This is a genomic window from Streptomyces griseus subsp. griseus, from assembly GCF_003610995.1.
In the GTDB taxonomy this organism is placed as follows: Bacteria; Actinomycetota; Actinomycetes; order Streptomycetales; family Streptomycetaceae; genus Streptomyces.
The window spans coordinates 7,051,204-7,073,376 of the sequence record NZ_CP032543.1 but is presented as its reverse complement, the minus strand read 5'-3'; the positions used below and the strand labels follow the sequence as shown (position 1 = coordinate 7,073,376).

15 protein-coding genes and 1 pseudogene are annotated in these 22,173 nt (G+C 72.5%); 8 read left to right on the top strand and 8 right to left on the bottom strand.

Annotated elements, in window-relative coordinates:
- Positions 1-272: 272 nt before the first annotated feature.
- From D6270_RS31615 to D6270_RS31605, 3 genes are read left to right on the top strand one after another with little or no spacing between them, the layout of a single operon-like run.
- On the top strand, positions 273-1,205 hold the full coding sequence (locus D6270_RS31615; RefSeq protein WP_204117025.1) for an ABC transporter ATP-binding protein: 933 nt from the start codon (positions 273-275) through the stop codon (positions 1,203-1,205).
- Positions 1,202-2,176: an iron-siderophore ABC transporter substrate-binding protein gene (locus D6270_RS31610; RefSeq protein WP_109162300.1), complete on the top strand. Its 975-nt coding sequence runs from the start codon at positions 1,202-1,204 to the stop codon at positions 2,174-2,176. The genes D6270_RS31615 and D6270_RS31610 overlap by 4 nt, the downstream gene beginning before the upstream one ends.
- Before the next feature lie 2 nt (positions 2,177-2,178).
- A complete protein-coding gene (locus tag D6270_RS31605; RefSeq protein ID WP_109162301.1) occupies positions 2,179-4,317 on the top strand; it encodes an iron ABC transporter permease in 2,139 nt (712 codons plus the stop codon).
- A gap of 54 nt (positions 4,318-4,371) precedes the next feature.
- Here D6270_RS31605 and D6270_RS31600 read toward each other — a convergent pair whose 3' ends face one another.
- The 4 genes from D6270_RS31600 to rhaI are packed head-to-tail and all read right to left on the bottom strand — an operon-like array spanning position 4,372 to position 12,333.
- Entirely contained in the window at positions 4,372-7,575 is a 3,204-nt protein-coding gene (locus tag D6270_RS31600; protein ID WP_109162302.1) for an alpha-L-rhamnosidase, read from the bottom strand.
- A 46-nt stretch (positions 7,576-7,621) separates the two neighbouring features.
- On the bottom strand, positions 7,622-9,085 hold the full coding sequence (locus tag D6270_RS31595; protein WP_109162303.1) for a rhamnulokinase: 1,464 nt from the start codon (positions 9,083-9,085) through the stop codon (positions 7,622-7,624).
- Positions 9,082-11,121 carry a bifunctional aldolase/short-chain dehydrogenase gene (locus D6270_RS31590; protein ID WP_109162304.1) on the bottom strand — a complete coding sequence of 680 codons (2,040 nt, stop codon included), beginning with the start codon at positions 11,119-11,121 and terminating at the stop codon, positions 9,082-9,084. Before D6270_RS31590 ends, D6270_RS31595 begins: the two co-directional genes overlap by 4 nt.
- A 51-nt stretch (positions 11,122-11,172) precedes the next feature.
- Positions 11,173-12,333 carry an L-rhamnose isomerase gene (gene rhaI, locus D6270_RS31585; protein ID WP_109162305.1) on the bottom strand — a complete coding sequence of 387 codons (1,161 nt, stop codon included), beginning with the start codon at positions 12,331-12,333 and terminating at the stop codon, positions 11,173-11,175.
- A 294-nt stretch (positions 12,334-12,627) separates the two neighbouring features.
- Between rhaI and D6270_RS31580 the strand changes: the two genes are divergently transcribed.
- Genes D6270_RS31580 through D6270_RS31560 form a run of 5 tightly spaced genes read left to right on the top strand, consistent with a single transcriptional unit; the run spans position 12,628 to position 18,366 of the window.
- Positions 12,628-14,145: a sugar ABC transporter ATP-binding protein gene (locus D6270_RS31580; protein WP_109162306.1), complete on the top strand. Its 1,518-nt coding sequence runs from the start codon at positions 12,628-12,630 to the stop codon at positions 14,143-14,145.
- On the top strand, positions 14,142-15,182 hold the full coding sequence (locus D6270_RS31575) for an ABC transporter permease (protein ID WP_109162307.1): 1,041 nt from the start codon (positions 14,142-14,144) through the stop codon (positions 15,180-15,182). The genes D6270_RS31580 and D6270_RS31575 overlap by 4 nt, the downstream gene beginning before the upstream one ends.
- Positions 15,175-16,173, top strand: a complete 999-nt coding sequence (locus D6270_RS31570) for an ABC transporter permease (protein ID WP_109162308.1) — start codon at positions 15,175-15,177, stop codon at positions 16,171-16,173. The genes D6270_RS31575 and D6270_RS31570 overlap by 8 nt, the downstream gene beginning before the upstream one ends.
- 32 nt (positions 16,174-16,205) lie before the next feature.
- Entirely contained in the window at positions 16,206-17,288 is a 1,083-nt protein-coding gene (gene rhaS, locus D6270_RS31565; protein ID WP_109162309.1) for a rhamnose ABC transporter substrate-binding protein, read from the top strand.
- A 52-nt stretch (positions 17,289-17,340) separates the two neighbouring features.
- Complete coding sequence (locus tag D6270_RS31560; RefSeq protein WP_109162310.1) at positions 17,341-18,366, top strand: LacI family DNA-binding transcriptional regulator; 1,026 nt, start codon at positions 17,341-17,343, stop codon at positions 18,364-18,366.
- 4 nt (positions 18,367-18,370) lie between these two features.
- Here D6270_RS31560 and D6270_RS31555 read toward each other — a convergent pair whose 3' ends face one another.
- The 4 genes and pseudogenes from D6270_RS31555 to D6270_RS31540 all read right to left on the bottom strand — a co-directional run bounded on the left by D6270_RS31555 (position 18,371) and on the right by D6270_RS31540 (position 22,140).
- The gene (locus D6270_RS31555) at positions 18,371-19,543 is read right to left on the bottom strand and encodes an MFS transporter (protein WP_109162311.1); all 1,173 of its coding nucleotides are present in this window, start codon (positions 19,541-19,543) and stop codon (positions 18,371-18,373) included.
- A 112-nt stretch (positions 19,544-19,655) separates the two neighbouring features.
- Positions 19,656-19,835, bottom strand: a pseudogene (locus D6270_RS34095) (DUF4440 domain-containing protein); the annotation flags it as partial.
- Between the two features lie 219 nt (positions 19,836-20,054).
- Positions 20,055-21,671: an adenosine deaminase family protein gene (locus tag D6270_RS31545; RefSeq protein ID WP_109162313.1), complete on the bottom strand. Its 1,617-nt coding sequence runs from the start codon at positions 21,669-21,671 to the stop codon at positions 20,055-20,057.
- A gap of 112 nt (positions 21,672-21,783) precedes the next feature.
- Positions 21,784-22,140 (bottom strand): FAD-dependent oxidoreductase, encoded by a 357-nt coding sequence (locus D6270_RS31540; protein ID WP_109162314.1) that lies wholly within the window; start codon positions 22,138-22,140, stop codon positions 21,784-21,786.
- Positions 22,141-22,173 lie beyond the last annotated feature (33 nt).

Genomic DNA, 22,173 nt, shown 5'->3' with positions numbered 1-22,173 from the left:
TCACATGGGCCGCGAGGTTCGTCCAGCATATGGACAGCCGTCGACGGTTCAACGGAAAACTACCGCCTGACCTGCAATGACTCCGAAGCGACCGGAAACCTCCACGAGCCGCTTCGACTGGAAAGCAACGCCATCCGGGGCGGCTCCGGACCCCTGCGACGCCACCCGCCGGAGCACGTGAGCGACCGGCGGCACCCCTTCGCGACCCCCGGAACTGAGACTTCCGCATACCGGGTGAACCGCCGAATTAAGGTTAGGCTACCCTCACCGACGTGATCGCTCCTGCCCACGCCCGTGAAGACAGCCCACCGCTCCGGCGTACCGCGCCCGACCCCTCCTCGGGTCCCGACAGCCACATAGGCCCCTCCGGCCACGTCGGCCTGGACGCCCGTGACATGACCGTCGCCTACGACCGGGCCGACGTCGTCCACGGGGCAGATCTGCGGCTGCCGCGCGGCCGGGTCACCGCCCTCATCGGGCCGAACGGCAGCGGGAAGTCCACCCTGCTCCGGGCCGTCGCCCGGCTCCACAGGGCCCGTACCGGCACGGTGACCGTCTCCGCCCCGGGCGACGACGAGCCGGTCGACGCCCTGGCCCTGTCACGTAACGACTTCGCCCGACGCATCACCCTGCTCGCCCAGAGCCGCAACGCACCTGCGGGGCTCAGCGTGCGGGACGTGGTCGGATTCGGCCGCCACCCCTACCGGGGACGGCTGCGCGGGAGCGACCCCGAAGGCGCCCGGACCATCGACCACGCGCTCGCCGTCACCCATCTCACCGACTTCGCCGAGCGCGGTGTCGAGAGCCTCTCCGGCGGCCAGTTGCAGCGCGTCTGGTTCGCCTGCTGTCTCGCGCAGGACACCGACGTGCTGCTGCTGGACGAGCCGACGACCTACCTCGACCTGCGCTACCAGGTGGAGATCCTCGATCTCGTCCGCGACCTCGCCGACACCCACGGCGTGACCGTCGGGGTGGTCCTGCACGACCTGGACCAGGCCGCCGCCGTCGCCGACCAGGTCGTCCTGCTCTCGTCGGGGCGCATCGCCGCCTCCGGCACCCCCGCCGAGGTCTACGAATCCGAGCGGCTCACCCAGACCTACGGCATCCGGATCGACGTCGAACCGGACCCCTCCACCGGCATCCCGCGCACCCGCGCGGTGGGCCGCCACCACCTCCGTACCGAAAGGCCCCGAACCTCCTCATGAAGAACCAGCACCTGGTCTGGCCCGCCCTCGCCGCCACGGCCGCCCTCTCCCTCGCCGGCTGCGGCACCACCGAGGCGCCGAAGAAGGAGTCCGCCAAGGAGACCTCGGTGACCGTCACCGACTCCCGCGGCAAGAAGGTCACCCTCGACGGTCCGGCCAAGCGGGTCGTCGGCACCGAGTGGAACGTCGTCGAGACGCTCGTGACGCTCGGCGTGCAGCCGGTCGGCGTCGCCGACGTCAAGGGCTACACGGCGTACGACAAGTCCGCGCCGCTCACCGGCGACGTCAAGGACATAGGCACCCGCGGCGAGCCCAGCGTCGCCACCGTGGCCGGTCTGAAGCCCGACCTCATCGTCGCCACCACCGACCTCTCCGACTCGGCCGTCGCGCAGCTGTCCAAGGCCGCACCGGTCGTCGTGGTGCGCTCGGCCGACGCGAGCCGGCAGATCGACCAGATGGTCGACAACGTCAACCTCATCGCGGAGGCCACCGGCACCGAGGAGAAGGCGGAGAGCGAGATCGCCTCCTTCCGCAAGGCGGTCGAGGACGGCAGGAAGAAGCTCGCGGCGGCCGGTCTCGCCGGCAAGGAAGTGGCTTTCGCCGACGGCTGGCAGGAGGGCAACCAGGTCTCGGTGCGCCCGTACGTCAAGGGCTCGCTGATCTCCGACGTCAACACCGAACTCGGCCTGGCCGACCCGTGGAAGCTCAAGGGCGACAAGGCCTACGGTCTCGCGGCCACCGATGTCGAGGGGCTGACGAAGATCGGCGACGCGCGGTTCACGTACATCGCCAACGACTCCGACGGCGGTGACCCGTTCGCCGGCGGGCTCAAGGACAACGCGGTGTGGAAGTCGCTGCCGTTCGTGAAGAGCGGCCAGGCCCACCGGCTGCCCGACGGCATCTGGATGTTCGGCGGGACCGCGGCCATGCGCGCGTACATCGACGCCGTCGTCGGCGCGCTGACCTCCTGACGATGAGCACCCGCACCGCTCCCGCACCGCCCGCCGCCGTCGACACGGTGGCGGGCGCGGCCGGCCCGGCCGAGGCACCCTCCCCCGCCGCGCCCGGCCGCCGCGGCCGCCTGCTCCTCCTCGCGCTCGCCGCGCTCCTGGCCCTCTGCGCCCTCGCTGTCGTCCACCTGAGCCAGGGCACGGCCGCCGTCGACCTGCACACCCTCTGGCAGTTGCTCACCGGTCCGGCCTCGGACCGGACCGCCGACGAGCAGAGCGCCGCCGTCGTCCTGGACTCCCGGCTGCCCCGGCTCGCGGCGGGGCTCCTCGTCGGCTGCGCGCTCGGCGCGGCGGGCGCGGCGCTCCAGTCGGTGTCGCGCAACATGCTGGCCTCGCCCGACACGCTCGCCGTCAACGCGGGGGCGTACCTCGCGGTCGTCGCCGTCGCCGCGTTCGGCATCTCGCTGCCCGCGCTCCCGGCGGGCGGTACGGCGTTCCTGGGCGGACTCCTCGCGGCGGGGGTCGTCCTCGGCCTGTCGCGGGCCGGGGCCGGTCCGATCCGGCTGGTGCTGGCGGGCTCCGCGCTCACCCTCGCGCTCTCCGGGCTGAGCGGGATGCTCCTGCTGCTGCGCTCCCAGCAGACGACCGGTCTCTTCGCCTGGGGCAACGGCTCGCTCGCGCAGATCGGGATGCAGTCCATCGACCGGCTCGCGCCCGTGGCGCTCGTGGCGTTCGCCGGGCTGCTGCTGATGGGCCGCCGGCTGGACATCCTCGCCCTGGGCGACGACGGTGCGGCGGTCGTCGGCGTGAGTCCCCGGCTGACCCGCTCCATCGCCGTGGTCCTCGCCGTGCTCCTCGCGGCGGTCGCCGTGACCGTGGCGGGGCCGATCGGCTTCGTCGGGCTGTGCGCGCCGGCCGTGGTCCGCCTGCTCAGTGCCTGGGTCCCGGTCCTGGTCCGCCACCGCGCGTTCATCCCGGCGTCGGCGCTCGCGGGTGTGCTCGTGGTGCTCGGCGCGGATGTGCTGCTGCGTGCGGTGTTCGGCGGGCAGGCGGGGGCCGAGGTGCCGACCGGGATCGTCACGACCTGCTTCGGCGCGCTCGTTCTGGTCTTCCTGGCCTACCGGTCGCGGGACATGGGCACGGACGGCGGGGCGACGGCGTTCGCCCGGCTGCGCAGCCGGCGGGCGTTCGTCGTCACGCTGGTGGTGACGGTCGTGGCGCTGCTCGGTGCGGTGGTGGCGGCGACGCTCCTCGGTGACGCCACGCTGCTTCTGGGCGATGTGGTCAACTGGCTCGCCGGACGGGCGGGGCAGTTCACGACGTACGTTCTCGACACGCGCGTCCCCCGGGTCGCCGCCGCTCTCCTGGCCGGAGCGGCGCTGGCGGCGGCCGGTGCCGTCGTCCAGGCGGTGTCGCGCAACCCCCTCGCGGAGCCGGGTGTCCTCGGCGTGGTCAGCGGGGCGGGGGTCGGGGCCGTCGCCGTCCTCACCGTCGTACCGCTGGCGAGCTTCTGGCTGATCGGGGGTTCCGCACTGGCGGGTGCGGCGGCGGCCGCCGCGCTGGTCTTCGGTCTGGCCGCACGCCGTGGGCTGGAGCAGAACCGGCTGGTGCTGATCGGTATCGGGGTCCAGGCGGGCGGCGGCGCGTTCGTGAGCCTGCTGATCGTGCTGACGGACCCGTACAACGCGACGAAGGCGCTGGCCTGGCTGGGCGGTTCGACCTACGGGCGTACGTTCCCGGAGCTGATCCCGGTGCTGGTGGCGCTCGTCGTCGCGCTGCCGGTCCTGGCCGTGATGCGCCGCGACCTCGACCTCATCGGGCTGGACGGCGACACGCCCCGACTGCTGGGCATCCGCCTGGGCACCACCCGGCTGGGGCTGCTGTCCATCGCCGTGGTGCTGACCGCCGGGGCCGTGGCGGCGGTCGGCGTGATCGGTTTCGTCGGGCTCGTCGCCCCGCACGCGGCCCGGGCCCTGGTGGGCCGGCGGCATGCGCGGGTGCTCCCGGTGAGTGCGCTGCTCGGCGCGCTGCTGGTGGTCGTCTCGGACACGGTCGGCCGCACGGTCATCGCCCCGGCGCAGATCCCGGTGGGCCTGCTCACGGCGGTCATCGGCGCGCCGTACTTCATCTGGCTGCTCTGGCGGTCGCGCGGCGAAGGGTGAGACCGGGCCCGGCGGCGTACGGAACGCACCGGGCCCGGCGGCGTCCTCGCGAGGTCAGGCCGTGAAGCGGTGGTCCCCGGAGCCGACCGCGAAGACGGCGCAGCCGTCCTCCATGCGCAGATGCCGGGCCCCGCTGTGCGTGACCTCCCCGGCGCCCGCGGCCGGGACCCACACCTCGGCGGTGGTGTTCACGGGCAGGCTCACCGCCAGACGGAACCGGCCGCGCTCCACCGTCCACTCGGTGACGACGGTGCCGTACCGGGTCTGGAAGGCGCCCCGCGCCCGGGTGACCCCACCGCCCGGCCGGGGCCTCACGGTGACCTTGCGGAAGCCGGGGGCGGCGGGGGCGATCCCGGCGATATGGGCGTACATCCACTCCCCCACCGAGCCGTACGCGTAGTGGTTGAAGGAGTTCATCCCGGCGTCCTGGAAGCTGCCGTCCGGCCGGATGGAGTCCCAGCGCTCCCACATCGTCGTGGCGCCCCGGTCGATCTGGTAGCCCCAGCTGGGGAAGGTGCGCTGGAGCAGCAGCCGGTAGGCCACATCGGTGTGCCCGGTCTCCGTGAGCACGGGCAGCAGGCGCGGGGTGCCGAGGAAGCCCGTGGACAGGTGCCAGTCCTTCGCCTCGATGAGGGCGACGAGCCGGTCGGCGGCCGTCGTCCGTTCCTGTTCGCTCAGCAGGTCCATGGAGAGGGCCAGGACGTACGCCGTCTGGGTGTCGCCCTTCACCCGGCCGCCGCCGGTGACGTAGGCGGCGCGGAAGGCGTCCCGGATCTCGCCGAACAGGGCGGTGTACGGGGCGGGGTCCTTGCCCAGCACGTCGGCGATGCGGGCGACGAGGTCGGCGCTGTGGGCGTAGTAGGCGGTGGCGATGACATCCTTGGGGGTGTCGTCCTGGATGTTGAGCCAGTCGCCGTAACCGGTGGCGGGCCGCAGCCGCCCGGTGCTGTGGGCGTCGAGATACTCCAGCCACCTGAGCATCGAGGGCCAGGCCCGCTCCAGTACGCGGGTGTCCCCGTACGCCTGGTGGAGCGCCCACGGCACGGTGACTCCGGCGTCGCCCCAGCCGGCCGATCCCGCGCCGAGACCGCCGACCTGCGGGGCGACATCGGTGAAGGCGCCGTCGGGGGTCTGGTCGTCCTGGAGGTCCCGGAGCCACTTGGAGAGGAAGCGCCCCGACTCCATCACATAGGCGGCGGTGGGCGCGAAGACGTTGATGTCGCCGGTCCAGCCGAGGCGTTCGTCGCGGGCGGGGGTGTCGGTGGGGACGGAGAGGAAGTTGCCGCGCTGGCCCCACGTGATGTTGCTGTGCAGCTGGTTGAGCAGGGGGACGTTCGTCTCGAACTCCATGGTGAAGGGTGCGTCGGTGTGGATGACGCGCCCGACGACGGCGTCGCGGGGCGGCCGTCCCGGATAGCCGGTCACCTCGACGTACCGGAAGCCGTGAAAGGTGAAGCGCGGCTCAAAGGTCTCCCGGCCGCCGCCCTTGAGGGTGTAGTGGTCGGTCGCGGCGGCGGAGCGGAGGTTGGCGGTGTAGATCGTGCCATCGGGGTTCAGGACCTCGGCGTGGCGCAGGCGTACGGTGGTTCCGGCGCGGCCGGAGACACGGAGCCGGACGGCCCCGACCATGTTCTGTCCGAGGTCGAAGACGTGGACGCCGGGCTTCGGTTCGGTGACCGCGCGGGCCTTGATCTCGGAGACGACGCGGGAGGGCGCGTCGACGGCCGCGACCAGCTCGGCGGTGACCGCCTTCTCCGGTTCCTCGGCCCGCGCCCACGCCCGGTCGTCGAATCCGGCGCGCAGCCAGCCGTCCGTCTCCAGGCGGGCGTCGTGGTCCTCCCCGGTGAGGAGGTCGGCCAGGGTGATGGGCCCGGTGGCGGCCCGCCAGTCCGTCCCGGAGAGCACCCGCTCGGTCGATCCGTCCCGGTAGGTGACCTCCAACTGGCCGATGAAGGACGGGCGTTCGCCGTACTGGTGCGGGCCGAACATGCCGACGTTGCCCGCGTACCAGCCCGCCGCGAGCTCCACCCCGAGGGCGTTGGCACCCGGCTTCAGCAGCGCGGTGACGTCGTAACTCTGGTACTGGATACGCTTGTCGTAGTCGGTCCAGCCGGGCGCGAGCACGTCCGTGCCGACCTTCTTGCCGTTGAGGTGCGCCTCGTACACGCCGAGCGCCGTGGAGTACAGGCGGGCCCGGGCGACCGGGGTGCTCCGCAGCCGGAACTCGTGGCGCAGCTGTGCCACGGGGGCGTGCACGACGGAGACCTTGCCCCAGGGGCCGCCGCCCCACGGCGCGAGGACCTTCGCGGCGGGCCAGGAGCCGTCGTCGTACGCCAACGCCCTCCAGTCGCCCGCCGGTTCCTCGTCCACCGCCTTCCAGCCCTCCCCGGTGGCGATGGCGCGTACGCCGTCGGCGGTGGTCAGCTCCAGGAGTCCGAGGAGTCCGGCCGGGCCCTCCACCCCGTTGGTCGCGGAGACCGCGAGGACATGGCGGCCGGGGCCCAACTCCTGTGTCACATCGATGAGTGAGGGGCGGCGCCAGGCGTCGGCGGCGTGGTCGGCGGCGGCCGAGGCGATCTCGGTGCCGTCCAGGTGGGCGGTGTAGCCGTCGTCGGCGGTGAGCACCAGCCGGGCCCGGGTCACGCCTTCCGGGACGTCGAAGGCACCGCGGAACCAGCGCGTCGCGGCGGGGGCGCTGCCGGCCGGATCGCCCTCGGGGAACCAGATCCAGGAGGCCTCGTCGAGTGCGGGCGCGCCGACGAGGGCGGCCGGGGCGCCGACCCAGCGGGCCGACCAGTCCGACGAGGCCGTGAGGCCGGTCTCCCACCAGGTGGGCGCGGACCAGGCGGACACCTTGCCCTGACCGTCCCAGACCCGGACGGACCAGTAGTAGCGGGTACGGGAGCGCAGCGCGGGCCCGCCGTAGGTCACGTGGACCGACTGCCCGGAGACGACCTTGCCGCTGTCCCACACGTCGGGCTTCTCCAGCGCCCGCTCGCTGAGGGCGACGCGTACCTGGTAGGCGCTCTGCGTCCGGCCGGTGCCGGTGGCCGCCAGCGGCCAGCTGAGCCGGGGGCGGTCGGGGCCGAGGCCCAGGGGCTGCCGTACGTACTCGGCCGTGGGGCGGCCCACCCGGAGCGCCTTGCCGCCCGGAGCGGCGTTCGTCGCCGGGGCGGCGGCGGCCGGCATGGCTCCGGCGATGAGGGACGTTCCCACGGCGGTGGCGGTGGTGCTGAGCAGTCGTCGTCTGCTGATCACGGTCGGCTCCTTCGGGGTGCGGGGTGAGGGGGTCGGGCTGATCGGTTCAGGAGGGGCCGGACCACCTCCCCGTCCGCCGCGCCGCCGCGTCCCACACGGCCAGGTCGCCGGACGGCTCGTACCGGGTCAAGGGCTGTGTGGCGGCGACGAGTTCACGTAGCGCCGCGCCGCCACCGACCACGCCGTGGGCGCGCGCCTGCACCAGTACGTTGCCGAGCGCGGCCGCCTCGGCGGGACCCGCCACGACCGGCAGACCGCAGGCGTCGGCGGTGAGTTGGCAGAGCAGCTCGTTGCGCGCCCCGCCGCCGACCACATGCACGACGTCGACCGGGCGGTCCGCCAGGTGCTGCGCCTCGTGGATCGCGCGCCGGTGGGCGAGGGCGAGGGAGTCGAGGATGCAGCGGGTGGTCTCGGCGCGGGTCCCGGGAGCCGGCTGCCCCGAGGCCCGGCAGGCGGTGGCGATACGTTCGGGCATGGCGCCCGGGGCGAGGAAGGCCGGGTCGGCGGCGTCGACGACGGACCGCAGCGCCGGCAGCCGGGCGGCTTCGGCCAGCAGGGGGGCGATGTCGCTCTGGCCCCAGGTGCGCATGCACTCCTGGAGGAGCCACATGCCCATGATGTTGCGCAGGAAGCGGATGGTGCCGTCCACGCCCAGCTCGTTGGTGAAGTTCGCCGCGCGGCCCGCCTCGGTGGTGACGGGGGCGTCCAGTTCGAGCCCGGCCAGGGACCAGGTGCCGGTGCAGAGGTAGGCGAACCGCTCCCCGGGTCGGGTGGGGACGGCGGCCACGGCGGACGCGGTGTCGTGCGAGGCCACCGTCGTGACCGGCACCGGGCCGCGCAGTCCGGTCGCCTCCAGGATGCGCGGGAGCAGCACCCCGGCGGGGTCGCCGGGGTGGCGCAGCGGGGGGAAGAGGTCCAGGTCGACGGAGAGCCGGGCGGCCGGGCCCCGGGCCCAGTCGCGGGTGCGGGGGTCGATGAGCTGCGTGGTGGAGGCGTTGGTGAGCTCGGTGCCCTGCTCACCGGTCAGCCAGTACGTGATCAGGTCGGGGATCAGCAGAAGCCGCCGCGCCAAGGCCAGTTGGGGGGTGCTCCGAGCGGCGACGAGCTGGTAGAGGGTGTTGAACGGGGCGTGCTGGATGCCCGTCGCCCGGTAGAGCTCGTCGGGCGGGACGGTGGCCCACACCTTCGCGGCCACGCCGTCCGTCCGGTGGTCCCGGTAGTGGACGGGGTTGGCGAGCAGGGCGCCGTCCGCGTCGAGGAGCCCGTAGTCCACGGCCCAGCTGTCGACGCCGAGGGAGTCCACCTGACCGGCGGCCCGGAGGCCGTCGAGGACGCCCCCGTACAGCGCCAGGATGTCCCAGCGCAGCCCCTCCGGCAGCTGGACCGGCCGGTTGGGGAAGCGGTGGGCCTCGGTGAGGTGCAGGGTGTCCGGGCCGACGCGGCCGACCATGACGCGTCCGTTGGAGGCGCCGAGGTCGACCGCGGCGAACGTCTTCGTACGCTCGCTCATCGCAGGAAGGCTCCCGCGACCCCCGCGTCGACGGGGATGTGGAGGCCGGTGGTGTGCGTCAGGTCGCCACCGGTGAGGGCGAGGACGGCGTTCGCGACATGCTCGGGGAGGACTTCCCGCTTGAGGAGGGTGCGCTGGGCGTAGAACTCGCCGAGCTTCTCCTCCTCGATCCCGTACGTCGCCGCTCGCTGGGCCCCCCAGCCGCCGGCGAAGATGCCGGACCCTCGGACGACCCCGTCCGGGTTGACGCCGTTGACCCGGATGCCGTGTTCACCCAACTCGGCTGCCAAGAGACGCACCTGGTGAGCCTGGTCGGCCTTGGCGGCGGAGTAGGCGACGTTGTCGGGACCGGCGAAGACGGCGTTCTTGGAGGCGATGTAGACGATGTCGCCGCCGAGCTTCTGGGCCCTCATCATCCGGGCCGCCTCCCGGGAGACCAGGAAGGAGCCGCGGGCCATGATGTCGTGCTGGAGGTCCCAGTCCCGGACCGTGGTCTCCAGCAGGGGCCTGGAGATGGAGATCCCCGCGTTGTTCACGACGAGGTCGACACCGCCGAAGGCGAGGGCCGCCGCCTTGAACGCGTCCACCACCTGCGCCTCGCTGGTGACGTCGACGGTGACGGCGACCGCCCGGTCGGAGCCGCCGAGCTCGTCGGCAACGGCCGCCGCGCGCTCCGCGTCCAGGTCCGCGACCACCACGCAGGCGCCCTCCGCGACGAGGCGGTGGGCGATCGCCCGGCCGATGCCGCTGCCCGCGCCCGTCACGAGCGCGATCCGGGTCGCGAGCGGCTTCGCCTTCGGCAGGCGCCGGAGCTTGGCCTCCTCCAACTCCCAGTATTCGATACGGAACTTCTCGGCCTCCTCGATCGGCGCATAGGCCGAGACGGCTTCGGCGCCGCGCATCACGTTGATCGCGTTGAGGTAGAACTCCCCTGCCGCCCGCGCCGTCTGCTTGTCCTTGCCGAAGCTGAACATGCCGACACCGGGGACGAGGACGACCGCTGGATCGGCACCCCGCATCGGAGGCGAGCCGGGGTCCGCGTGGCGCGCGTAGTAGGCGGCGTACTCCGCCCGGTAGTCGGCATGCAGCCGGCCCAGTCGCTCCACCACTTCCGCCAGTCCGGCGGTCGGTGGCAGGTCGAGCACCAGCGGCCTGACCTTCGTACGGAGGAAGTGGTCCGGGCAGGAGGTGCCCAGCGCCGCCAGCCTCGGGTGCTCGGCGCGGGCGAGGAAGTCGAGGACCGCCGGGGAGTCGTCGAAGTGGCCGGTCTGGGGGCGGTCCCGCGAGGCGAGGGCGCGGATGTGCGGGGCCAGGGCGGCGGCCCGCTCACGGCGCTCGGCGTCGGGCAGCGCCCCGTACCCCTCGATCGGCGGCCCGAACGGCTCGGCCTTCCCGTGCTCGGCGAGGAACGCCTCGGCGGTGCGGATGATGTGGAGCGCGTTGGCCTCGCACTCCTCGGAGGTCCCGCCCCAGGCCGTGATGCCGTGGCCGCCGAGGACGCAGCCGATCGCCTGCGGGTTGGCCTCCTTCACCGCGGCTATGTCCAGGCCGAGTTGGAAGCCGGGACGGCGCCACGGGACCCAGACGACGGTGTCGCCGAAACAGTCGGCGGTCAGCTTCTCGCCGTCGGCGGCGCAGGCGAGCGCGATGCCGGAGTCGGGGTGGAGGTGGTCGACGTGCGGGGCGTCCACCAGGCCGTGCATGGCGGTGTCGATGGAGGGGGCCGCGCCACCCTTGCCGTGCAGGCAGTAGTCGAACGCGGCGACCATCTCGTCCTCGCGCTCCACACCCGGGTAGACGTCGCGGAGCGCGCGCAGCCGGTCGAGGCGGAGGACGGCGAGGCCCTCGGCGGTGAGTGTGCCGAGGTCGCCGCCGGAGCCCTTGACCCAGAGCAGTTCGACATCGCGGCCGGTCACCGGGTCGGGTGCGGAGCCCTTGGCGGAGGCGTTGCCGCCGGCGTAGTTGGTGTTGCGGGGGTCGGCGCCGAGGCGGTGGGAGCGGGCGAGGAGGGCTTGGGCCTGGCGGTGGAGTGCCATGGTGTCCTTCGCGGTGGAGGAGGCGGTTTCGGGGGTTCAGGGGTTACGGGGTCACGCGCCCCAGCCCGCCTGCTGTCCGCCGACCCGTTCGGCCGCGGTCCTCTCCGCCCAGCCCGAGCGGCGGTAGGCGCCCATCGGGTCCCCGTCCAGCCCCTGCTCCTCACGGACCTCGGCGAGGAGCGGCCGTACGTCGGTGTTGTACGCGTCCATCAGCGCGGCGTTGGCCTCCAGCACATCGCCCGCCCGCTGGGCGGCGGCCAGGGCCTCCCGGTCGACGAGCAGCGCCTTCGCCGTGGCCTCCTGGACGTTCATCACCGAGCGGATGATCGCGGGGATCTTCGCCTCGATGTTGTGGCACTGGTCCAGCATGAACGCCACGTCGGCGGTGAGCCCGCCGCCGCGGACGACCTCGTACATGATCCGGAAGAGCTGGAAGGGGTCGGCCGCGCCCACCATGAGGTCGTCGTCGGCGTAGAAGCGCGAGTTGAAGTCGAAGCCGCCGAGCTTCCGTTCCCGCAGCAGGGTGGCGACGATGAACTCGATGTTGGTGCCGGGTGCGTGGTGGCCGGTGTCGACGACGACCTGGGCGCGCGGGCCGAGCCGGAGGCAGTGGGCGTAGGCCGTCCCCCAGTCGGGGACATCGGTGGCGTAGAAGGCGGGCTCGAAGAACTTGTACTCCAGCAGCATGCGTTGGTCCTCGCCGAGCCGCTCGTACACCGTGGCGAGGGCCTCGGCCAGCCGGTCCTGCCGTGCGTGGATGTCGTCCTGGCCCGGGTAGTTGGTGCCGTCGGCGAACCAGAGCTTGAGGTCCCGGGAGCCCGTCGCGTCCATGATGTCGACGCAGGCGAGGAGGTGGTCGACCGCCTTGCGGCGTACGGCGGGGTCCGGGTGGCAGACGCTGCCGAGCCTGAAGTCGTCGTCCTGGAAGGTGTTGGAGTTGATGGCGCCGAGCGTCAGGCCCCGGTCCTGGGCATACGCGGCGAGCGCCGCGTAGTCGTCGACGGTGTCCCAGGGGATGTGCAGCGCCACGGTCGGCGCGGCGCCGGTGAACTCGTGCACCTTGGCGGCGTCGTCGAGTTTCTCCCGGGGGGTGCGGGGCACGCCGGGCTGGGTGAAGACCTTGAAGCGGGTCCCCGCATTCCCGTACGCCCATGAGGCCGTCTCCACGGCCTGGGAGGTGAGGGCGGCCTTCACTGCGGCGAGGTCGGTCACTGCGGCGCTCCTGTGACTTCGGGGATGAACGAGTGACTTCGGGTGCGCACACGACAGATGCGAACACGAATGGATCTGAAACGATTCACGTCGTGAAACTAGGAGTGCGCCAAAGACCTGTCAACCCTTTGAGCACCATGCCGACCAAGGTAGTTGGGCCGAGGGAAGCGCGGTGCGAGATTTTCCCGCCGCCCCCATTGACGCGACCTGCGTCACGTGTCTAACGTCCCGGCAACTCATTTGAAACCTTTCACGATGGTGTGAGGCCCCCCTCCGCATCGTTGAGGAGCCCCCATGACCCACCGGTCCGCCAAGGATCCGGCCCCCGTGCTGGCCCTGCGGGACATCTCCAAGTCCTTCGGCGCCGTGCGTGCCCTGCGGGAGGTGTCCCTCGACCTGTTCCCGGGCGAGGTGCACGCCCTCGCCGGCGAGAACGGCGCGGGCAAGTCGACCCTGATCAAGACGCTCGCCGGGGTGCACCGGCCCGATGCGGGTCTGGTCCTGCTGGACGGTGAGCCCACCGTGTTCCACGGGCCGGCCGATGCCCGGGACGCCGGTATCGCCGTCATCTACCAGGAGCCCACGCTCTTCCCCGACCTGTCGATCGCCGAGAACATCTTCATGGGCAGGCAGCCGCGCCGCGCGCTCGGCCGCATCGACCACCGGGCCACCCGCACCGCCACGGCCGCGCTGATGCGGCGGCTCGGCGTCGCGCTCGACCCCGACCGCCCGGCGCGCGGCCTGTCCATCGCGGACCAGCAGATCGTCGAGATCGCCAAGGCGCTCTCCTTCGACGCCCGTGTCCTGATCATGGATGAGCCGACGGCGGCGCTGACCGGCAGCGAGGTGGCCCGCCTCTTCGGCGTGGTCCGCACCCTGCGCGAGCAGGGGGCGGCCGTGCTGTTCATCTCGCACCGGCTGGAGGAAATCTTCCGGATCTGCGAGCGGGTGACCACCTTGCGGGACGGCGCCCTGATCTCCAGTGAGCCGCTGGAGGGCATGACCGAGGAGGATCTCGTCCGCCGGATGGTCGGCCGGGACCTGGCGGAGCTGTACCCGAAGCAGGAGGTGGCGGCGGGTCCGGTCGCGCTGAGCGTACGGCGGCTGACCCGGGAGGGCGTCTTCACCGATGTCTCCTTCGACGTCCGGTGCGGCGAGATCGTCGGCCTGGCGGGGCTCGTGGGGGCCGGGCGCACCGAGGTGGCCCGGGCGGTCTTCGGCGTCGACCGGTGGGACGCGGGTGAGGTGGAGGTCGCGGGGCGGGCGCTGACCAACGGCGCCCCGTCCACCGCCATGGCCGCCGGGCTCGCCCTCGTACCGGAGGACCGCAGGGCACAGGGGCTGGTGATGGGCATGTCCGTCGAACGGAACATCGGGCTGACGGGGCTGCGCACCACCGTGAAGGCCGGTCTGATGGACCGGGGCGCCGAGCGCAGCCGCTCCCTCGACTGGGCGGTGAGGCTCCAGGTGAAGTACGCGCGGATCGCCGACACCGTCGGCACGCTGTCGGGCGGCAACCAGCAGAAGGTGGTGCTCGCCAAGTGGCTGGCCACCGGTCCTTCCGTGCTGATCGTCGACGAGCCCACGCGCGGCATCGACGTCGGGACGAAGGCCGAAGTGCACCGGCTGCTCAGCCAGTTGGCGGCCGACGGGGTGGCCGTGCTGATGATCTCCTCCGACCTGCCCGAGATCCTCGGCATGGCCGACCGGGTCCTCGTCATGCACGAGGGCCGCCTCACCGCCGAACTCCCCCGCTCCGAAGCCACCGAGGAGACGGTGATGGCGGCGGCCACCGGGAGGGCCGCCGCATGACGGTGACCGCACCCGGCCAGGCGCCCGCCGCCGCGATACCCGAATCCGCCTCCACCCGGCTCGTCGACCGCGTCTTCAAGATGCGCGAACTCGCCATCCTGCTGGTCTTCCTGGTGATGATCGCCGTCACCCAGCTGGGCAACAGCGAATTCCTCTCCGAGCAGGGCATCAAGGACCTGCTCCTCAACGCGACCATCCTGGTGCTGGTCGCCACCGGCCAGTCGCTCGTCGTCATCGCGAAGAACGTCGACCTGTCGGTGGGCTCGACGCTCGGCATCAGCGCCTTCGCCGCCGGTACGTATCTCCAGGGCGGCGGCCACCCGGTGGTGGCCGTGGCCCTGGCCGTGCTTCTCGGGGTCGGCTTCGGCCTGCTGAACGGGCTCCTGGTCAGCCTGGGCCAGGTCCCCGCGCTCGTCGTCACGCTGGGCACGCTCTACGTCATCCGGGGCATCGACTCCATCTGGGTCGGTTCCCGGCAGATCACGGCGGCCGATCTCCCGGGCGGGTTCGTCGACTTCGGCTCCGGCGGCCTCTCCGCCGTGCCGTGGCTCGCCCTGATCGCGCTGACGGTGCTGATGGCGACGGCGTACTACCTCAAACACTTCGGCAGCGGGCGGGAGTTGTACGCGCTGGGCTCCAACCCGGAAGCGGCCCGGCTGGCCGGCATCCCGGTCCGCAGGCGGATCCTCCTCGCGTACACGTTCTGCGGGGCGCTGGCCGGTCTCGCCGGTGCGCTGTACCTCGCGCGGTTCGGCAACGTCGACTCCGGTACGGGCTCCGGGTACGAACTCACCGTCGTCAGCGCGGTCGTGGTCGGCGGCGTGGTCTTCACCGGGGGTTCCGGCAGCGTGTACGGGGCCGCGCTCGGCGCGCTCCTGCTGACCTCGGTCAACAGCGTGCTGCCCGCGCTCGGTGTCAGCTCCGTCTGGGTGCTGGCGATCAACGGCCTCCTGCTCATCCTCGCCATCGCGGTCGACCGGATCGTGGCCCTGCGCGTGGCGACCGCCCTGAAGAAGAGGAACGCCCGCCATGGCTGACTCCGCACTCATGCGCGCCGTCCGCTGGGACACCGTCGTCGGCGCCCTCCTCATCGTCGTGCTGCTGCTCTCCTTCGGCTTCGTCGACGGCTTCGGCAACGCGCTCAACCTGTCGTTCCTGATCGGCAACACGCTGCCGATCGCACTGATCGCCCTGCCGATGACGCTGCTCGTGGTCTCCGGGGAGATCGACCTGTCGGTCGCCTCCACGGCCGGCCTGTCGGGCGCGGTGATGGGCGCGCTGTGGAACCAGGGGCTGCCGATCGAGGCGATCATCCCGGTCTGTCTGCTGCTCGGCGTGGTCTGCGGTCTGGTCAACGGGCTGCTCGTCACCCGGCTCGGGCTGCCCTCGCTCGCCGTCACCATCGGCACACTGGCCGCCTACCGGGGCATCGCGCAGATCGTCCTGGGCTCCGACGCCGTCACCGACTTCCCCACCCCCTATCTGGACTTCGCCGCCGGACGGATCGGGGACACCTTCGTCCCGTACGCCCTCCTGCCCTTCCTGGTGCTCCTCGCCATCGCCGTACTCGCCCTGCACGCGACGCCGTTCGGCCGGTCCCTCTTCGCGACCGGCGCCAACGAGGAGGCTGCCAGGTTCGCCGGGGTGCGGGTCAGGCGGCAGAAGCTGATCCTGTTCACGGTGACCGGGCTGATGGCCTCGCTCACCGGGGTGTTCTGGGCGCTGCACTACGCCAGCGCCCGATTCGACAACGCGACGGGCCTCGAACTCTCCGTCGTGGCGGCCGTGTTGCTCGGCGGCATCGACTTCGACGGTGGCAAGGGCACGCTCGGCGGGGCGATCGCCGGTGTGTTCCTGCTCGGCGCGGCGCAGAACGTGATGAGCCTGCTGAACGTCTCCGCTCAGTCGCAGATCGTCGTCACCGGCGTGCTGCTCGTCGTCTCCGTGCTCGGCCCCCGGGTCGCACGGCAGCTCTCCGCCGCGAAGGCCGGGCGGCGAGCCGCGTCCGCGCCGACCCCGGCACCGTGACCCTTCCCCCTCCTCCGTAAAGGACCCTTGCCATGCGTAGGTCAACGCTCCGCCGCACCGGTGCGGCCGTCGCCGCCGTCACCTCCCTCGCCCTGGCCGTCACGGCCTGCGGCGGCACCACCAAGAACGATGTGAAGAAGGAGAACGGCGCCGCCGCCCCGGCCGGTGAGGCCGACCCGAACGCGCCCACCAAGAAGGGGCTGACCGTGGGCTTCCTGCCCAAGCAGGTCAACAACCCCTACTTCACCACCGCCGACAAGGGCGGCCGGAAGGCCGTCGAGGCTCTGGGCTCCGCCTTCAAGGAGGTCGGCCCGACCAGCGCCACCGACACCGCGGGGCAGGTCTCCTACGTCAACACCCTGACCCAGCAGCAGGTCGACGCCATCGCCGTCTCCGCCCAGGACCCGGGCGCCCTGTGCACCGCGCTCAAGCAGGCCATGAAGAACGGCGTCAAGGTCGTCACGTACGACTCCGACACCACGCCCGGCTGCCGCGACGTGTTCATCTCGCAGGCGGGGGCGGAGGACCTGGGCCGCACCCAGATCCAACTGCTCGCCGAACAGATCGGGTTCAAGGGCGAGATCGCGATCCTGTCCGCCGCGCAGACCGCGACGAACCAGAACCTCTGGATCGACTACATGAAGGACGAGTTGAAGGACCCGAAGTACAAGGACGTCAAGCTGGTCAAGGTCGCGTACGGCAACGACGACGCCCAGCAGTCGTTCCAGCAGACGCAGGGCCTGCTCCAGGAGTACCCGAAGCTCGCCGGGATCGTCTCGCCGACCACGGTGGGGATCAAGGCGGCGGCCCAGTACCTCTCCGGCTCGAAGTACAAGGGCAAGGTGAAGCTCTCGGGGCTCGGCACCCCCAACGACCTCCGCAAGTACGTCAAGAACGGCACGGTGGAGGCGTTCGAGCTGTGGGACCCGGCCAAGCTCGGCGCCCTTGCAGGCCACGCGTCGATCGCGCTGGCCTCGGGGCAGATCAGCGGCGCGGAGGGCCAGACCTTCGAGGCCGGCGAGCTGGGCACGTACACGATCGGTAAGGACGGTGTGGTGAGTCTGGGCAAGCCGACGGTCTTCGACCAGGGCAACATCGACGACTTCGACTTCTGATGGGCGCGGGTAGGCTGAGAGCACCCCTAGCCCTTGTGGAGGACTCCGTCTGATGGCCCAGTCGGTGGGTATCAAGGACGTGGCCCGGGTCGCCGGAGTATCGGTGGGCACGGTCTCGAACGTCATCAACCGCCCGGACACGGTCGGCCCCGACACCCGGGCCCGGGTCCTGTCGGCGATCGACCGGCTCGGCTACGTCCGCAGCGAATCGGCGCGGCAGCTGCGGGCGGGGCGCAGCCGGATCATGGGGCTGCTCGTCCTCGACATGGGCAACCCGTTCTTCGTTGACGTGGCGCGCGGTGCCGAGCGGGCCGCGCGGGAGGCGGGGCTCGGCGTCATGGTCTGCAACAGCGCGCAGAGCCCCGGCGAGGAGGCCGAATACCTGTCGCTCTTCGCCGAGCAGCGGGTGCGCGGGGTGCTGCTCACGCCCGCCGACGCCACCGGGCGCAACATCGACGCCTTCCGGCGCCACGGCATCCCGTTCGTCCTCGTCGACCGGGTCGCCGAGGGGACGACGGAGTGCTCGGTGTCGGTGGACGACGTGGCGGGCGGCGCGCTCGCGGTACGGCATCTGGTGGAGGCCGGGCACCGCTCCATCGCCTACGTCAGCGGGCCGCCCGGTTTCAACCAGGTCCGGGACCGCCGTACGGGGGCGCTCACCGCGCTGGCCGAGGCGGGCCTGGGCCCGGAGGCCCTGCGGGAGCTGCCGACGGAGCGCCTCGATGTGGCGGCGGGGCGGGACGCGGGGGCGCGGCTGCTGGGGCTCGCCGACCGGCCCACCGCCGTCTTCTGCGCCAACGATCTGCTCGCGCTGGGGGTGCTGCAGTCCCTGTTCGGGGCGGGGGTCTCCGTCCCCGGCGATCTGGCTCTGGTGGGGTACGACGACATCGAGTTCGCGGCGGCCGCCGCCGTACCGCTCACTTCCGTACGGCAGCCCGCGGCGGCGATGGGGGCGCTGGCGGCCGGGCTGCTGCTGGAGGAGACCGGCGCCGGAGGGGATCCCGCGGCGCACGAGCACCGGCGGGTGGTGCTCCAGCCGGAGCTGGTGGTGCGGCGCTCCAGCCTCTCCGCGCGCTGAGCCGTCAGCCTCGGACGGCAGGTCTCCGGGCCAGGTGCAGGCCAACGCCGAGCGCCAGGGCGAGCACACAGCCGGCGAAGGTCAGCCCGGCGTTCCTGAGCCCGATCCAGAGGGTCAGGGCGCCCACACCCACCACCGGCAGCGAGATGCCCAGGTAGGCGACGACGAAGAACGCGGACACCGTCGCGGCCCGGTGCTCGGCCGGTGCCGCTCCACTGATCGCCGTCACCGCGCCCCGGAACGCCAGCCCCTGCCCCAGACCCCCGCAGAGCGCCCCGGCGACGAGCAGAGGGAGCGAGGCGAGCAGCAGCGAGGCCGCCACCAGCACGAGCCCGGCGACCAGGACGAAACACCCGCCCGGCAGCGCCCGCCGCTCCCCCACACGTCCCATCAGCGCCTGCCCGGCCGTCGAAGCGAGGAAGACGGAGAAGACGACGAGACCGGCGAGGGCGAGGTTGTGCACGTCGAGTGTCTCGGCCATGAACGCCGGGGCGACGGCGGTGAAGAGGCCCAGCAAGGAGAACCCGGCGAAGGCGGCCAGCGCGGAGGGGGCGAAGACGCCGCGCACCTGGGGCGGGACCGTGAGCCCTTGCGGGTGCGGCCGGAAGCGGCGTACGGGGGAGGTGACGGTCTCGGGCAGGAGCCAGGTCAGCACGGTCGCCACGGTGATCAGCGCCAGGTGAACGACGAAGGGGAGCGTCAGGGGCCGGGGGGCGTACTCGGCGAGCAGCCCCGCCAGCAGCGGGCCGCACCCGAGGCCGCCCATGTTGGCGGCGGTCGCGGCGAGACCTGCTCTCGCCGCCCGCCCCGGTGGTGCGAGCTCCATCACCGTGACCGTCGCCGCGCCGCTGAGCAGCCCGGCGGCGAACCCCGACAGCAGGCGGCCCGCGAAGAGCGCGGGGAGCCCGCCCTCGAAGAGGAAACAGAGGGCACTGGCCGCCGAGAAGCCCAGGGCGGCCAGCAGGACGGGTCGCCGGCCCGTCTCGTCGGAGACGTTCCCGGCGAGGAGGAGAGTGGCGATGACACCGAGGGCGTAGACGGCGAAGACGACCGTCACCATCAGCTCGGAGAAGCCGAGCTCCTGCCGGTAGAGCCCGTAGAGCGGGGTCGGCAGGGTGGTGCCGGCCATACCGATGGCGAAGACGGCGGCGGCCGCCGGGTAGCCGAGCCGGCTCATGAACCCTCGGGCGGGGCGGCGGGGGTGATGGGGTCAGCACGCACCGCCGGTGGCCGCCGCGCCGTACGAGGACGTCCGTGGTCTCTTCGTCGGCGTCGAGGCGGTCGCCGCCGTGGTGGGCGGTGTCCGTGCTGCGCGCGGTGACGGAGGCGGTATCGCCGTGGCCGCGGCTCCCCGGCGGGGTGACGGCCCGCATCGCCGAGTGGGTCGGATCGCCGGAGGTGACGCGAGCCAGGAACGTGGCGCGATCGGTGATGCCGGACTCGGGGACGATGCCCCACCCGTGCGCCATGAGGGCGGCGATCCGGTCGGCGTCGTTCGCGACGATCGCCGCGGCCCGACCGTCCACGGCCGAGGCGAGGAGCGCGTACGTCACGGTGTCTTCGGGGCTGTCCGGGAGCGGCCCGGGACAGTCTTGGCTGTCGGCCATTTCTCGAGCGTAGCCGTGGGGGCGGGGGCCGCAGTCCATGATCCGCGATCCCCGCCCCCGTACCTCAGCGGCGACGGTGCGTCAGCGCGATCCGCCGTACCGCCGTTCGAATCCGGCGAACGCCGCCTCCTGGCGCCACTGGGCCGCGGCCTTCGGGTCGCCCTCCAGGTGGCGGACACAGTCCGGGGCGGGCGGGACGACGCCCGGCCGGGCTCCGGAGCAGGCGCGCACCGGGCGGTAGCCGGAACGGGCGGAACCGGTGGCCCACAGGCCGTCGCCTTCGAGGAACGCGTACTCCAGCGAGGCGCGGGCCAGGTCCTTCAGCTCGGGGTAGCTCAGGCCGTAGGTCTCCCGGGCGTACCGGTACTCGTGGCTGATGTCGATGCGCGAGACACCGGGGTCGTCGGTGGCCAGGACCACGGGGACGCCGTAGTGGCGGTAGGCGTTGAACGGGTGGTCGTCACCCGCCACGCCCAGGATCTGCTTGTTGCTGCTGAACGGCACCTCGACGGCGACATCGCGCCGGGCCATCGTCCGGGCGAGGCCGCGCCAGTCGTCCTCGTGGACCAGGTCGACGCCGTGGCCGACGCGTTCGGCTCCGGCCACGAGCACGGCCTCGCGGATGTGGAAGGTCAGGTCCTCGGGCTTGACGAGGCCGGGGGTCAGCTCACCGGCGTGCAGGGTGATGCGGACGTCCGGGTACTGGGTGCGCAGGTACTGGAGCATCCGCATCTGGAGGCTGTAGTTGCGCAGCGCGCTCTCGCCGTCCTCCGGCTGGACGAGGTTGACCGCGACGAAGCGCGGGTCGCGCTCGGCGAGCCGCAGGCCGACGGCCATCTGGGTGAACACGCGCTCGTTGGAACTGCCCCGGGAGACCTGGGAGATCCACCGTACGGGGAGCCGGCAGCCCGGGTCGGGGCGGCGGGTGTCGCAGTGCGCGGCCTCCCGGAACTGGGCGTCGGAGGCGTCGGCCTCGCGGACGGCCTCGGTGACGACCTTGTCCAGCTTTCCGCCGGCGACCAGCTTCCGGTGGAAGGAGGCGAGGTCGGCGTCGTAGCCGACGGACTCGGCGAGCTTGCGCGCGCTGTCGGAGGCGGGGGTGACCAGGGTCTCCAGATAGAACTGGTTCTGCTCCACCACGGTGTTGGCGACATTGGCGAGCAGCTTCCCGCGATCGCGCGTCGCCTCGCCGAACTTGCCGAACGTGTCGAAGAAGTGGTCGTGACCGGACTGATCGGCGGGGAAGTCCTGCATCGACCACGCGCGGACGACGCGCTGCCGGAACGCGGCGTCCGTACGGGCGTCGGCGGCCGGTCGCGTGCCCGGTCCGCAGGGCGGACGTACGGCGGTGTCCGTGGCGTCGATGCAGAGCCCGTTCTCGCCCGCCAGCTGGATCAGGTACTCGGTGGTGACCGCGCCCGACAGGTGGTTGTGGAGGTCGCCGCCCTTGGGCAGCGCGGCGAAGAAGCCCTTCAGCCGTTCCGGGTCGCTCCTCAGGGCGTCGAGGTGGGCGGCGGTCCGGCGCTCGGCCTGGGTGGTGGCACGGTGTCGAGGCTGGACGGCCGAGGTGGTGGCCGGGTCCGGCGCGGGTGCGGCGGCGGCCGGGACCGTGGGGAGCAGGGTGAGGAGGGCGAGGGCGCCGATCCCGGCCGGGAACAGGGAGTTGGGACGGTGTGCCGTCCGAATCGAGTTGATCACCGCCGAATGATCGCGTCGCCGGACCCGCTTCCCCGCCCGAACCGCATGGATCAGGAGCAAGATCCACTCGATCGAGTGGGGAAGCGGTGACTTCCCTGCGGTACCGGGCCGTTCAGGCGCTGGGGGCCAGCACCGCCGTACGCTCCTGGAGTGCCGTACGTTCCCGGAGTACAGCGGAGAACCGGTCCGTGATCTCGCCCAGGGCCTCGGCCGTGGGCGCCGCGAGAGCGACCGTGCCGTCGACGCGGACGGTGATGTCCTGATCCAGGGTGAACCAGCCCGGTACGACATGGGCGGCGCCCATCGAGGTCAGCACCGGGCGCAACGCGTAGTCGATGGCGAGGACATGGGCGGTGCTGCCGCCGGTGGCGAGGGTCGCGGTGCGGGCGCGGTCGACGACGGCGATCCGGATACCCCGGGCGGTGAGTTCGGTCGCGGCGGCGAGGCCGACCGGGCCCGCGCCGACGATGAGGACGTCGGCGGTGGCCGGGGGGGCGGCCGA

What these genes read in the sequence shown, in the direction of transcription:
- D6270_RS31570 (WP_109162308.1), top strand. Translation starts at nt 15,175, where the DNA reads ATGGCTGACTCCGCACTCATGCGCGCCGTCCGCTGGGACACCGTCGTC.
- D6270_RS31595 (WP_109162303.1), bottom strand. Translation starts at nt 9,085, where the DNA reads ATGAGCGAGCGTACGAAGACGTTCGCCGCGGTCGACCTCGGCGCCTCC.
- D6270_RS31605 (WP_109162301.1), top strand. Translation starts at nt 2,179, where the DNA reads ATGAGCACCCGCACCGCTCCCGCACCGCCCGCCGCCGTCGACACGGTG.
- rhaS (WP_109162309.1), top strand. Translation starts at nt 16,206, where the DNA reads ATGCGTAGGTCAACGCTCCGCCGCACCGGTGCGGCCGTCGCCGCCGTC.
- D6270_RS31560 (WP_109162310.1), top strand. Translation starts at nt 17,341, where the DNA reads ATGGCCCAGTCGGTGGGTATCAAGGACGTGGCCCGGGTCGCCGGAGTA.
- D6270_RS31610 (WP_109162300.1), top strand. Translation starts at nt 1,202, where the DNA reads ATGAAGAACCAGCACCTGGTCTGGCCCGCCCTCGCCGCCACGGCCGCC.
- D6270_RS31575 (WP_109162307.1), top strand. Translation starts at nt 14,142, where the DNA reads ATGACGGTGACCGCACCCGGCCAGGCGCCCGCCGCCGCGATACCCGAA.
- D6270_RS31580 (WP_109162306.1), top strand. Translation starts at nt 12,628, where the DNA reads ATGACCCACCGGTCCGCCAAGGATCCGGCCCCCGTGCTGGCCCTGCGG.
- D6270_RS31555 (WP_109162311.1), bottom strand. Translation starts at nt 19,543, where the DNA reads ATGAGCCGGCTCGGCTACCCGGCGGCCGCCGCCGTCTTCGCCATCGGT.
- D6270_RS31590 (WP_109162304.1), bottom strand. Translation starts at nt 11,121, where the DNA reads ATGGCACTCCACCGCCAGGCCCAAGCCCTCCTCGCCCGCTCCCACCGC.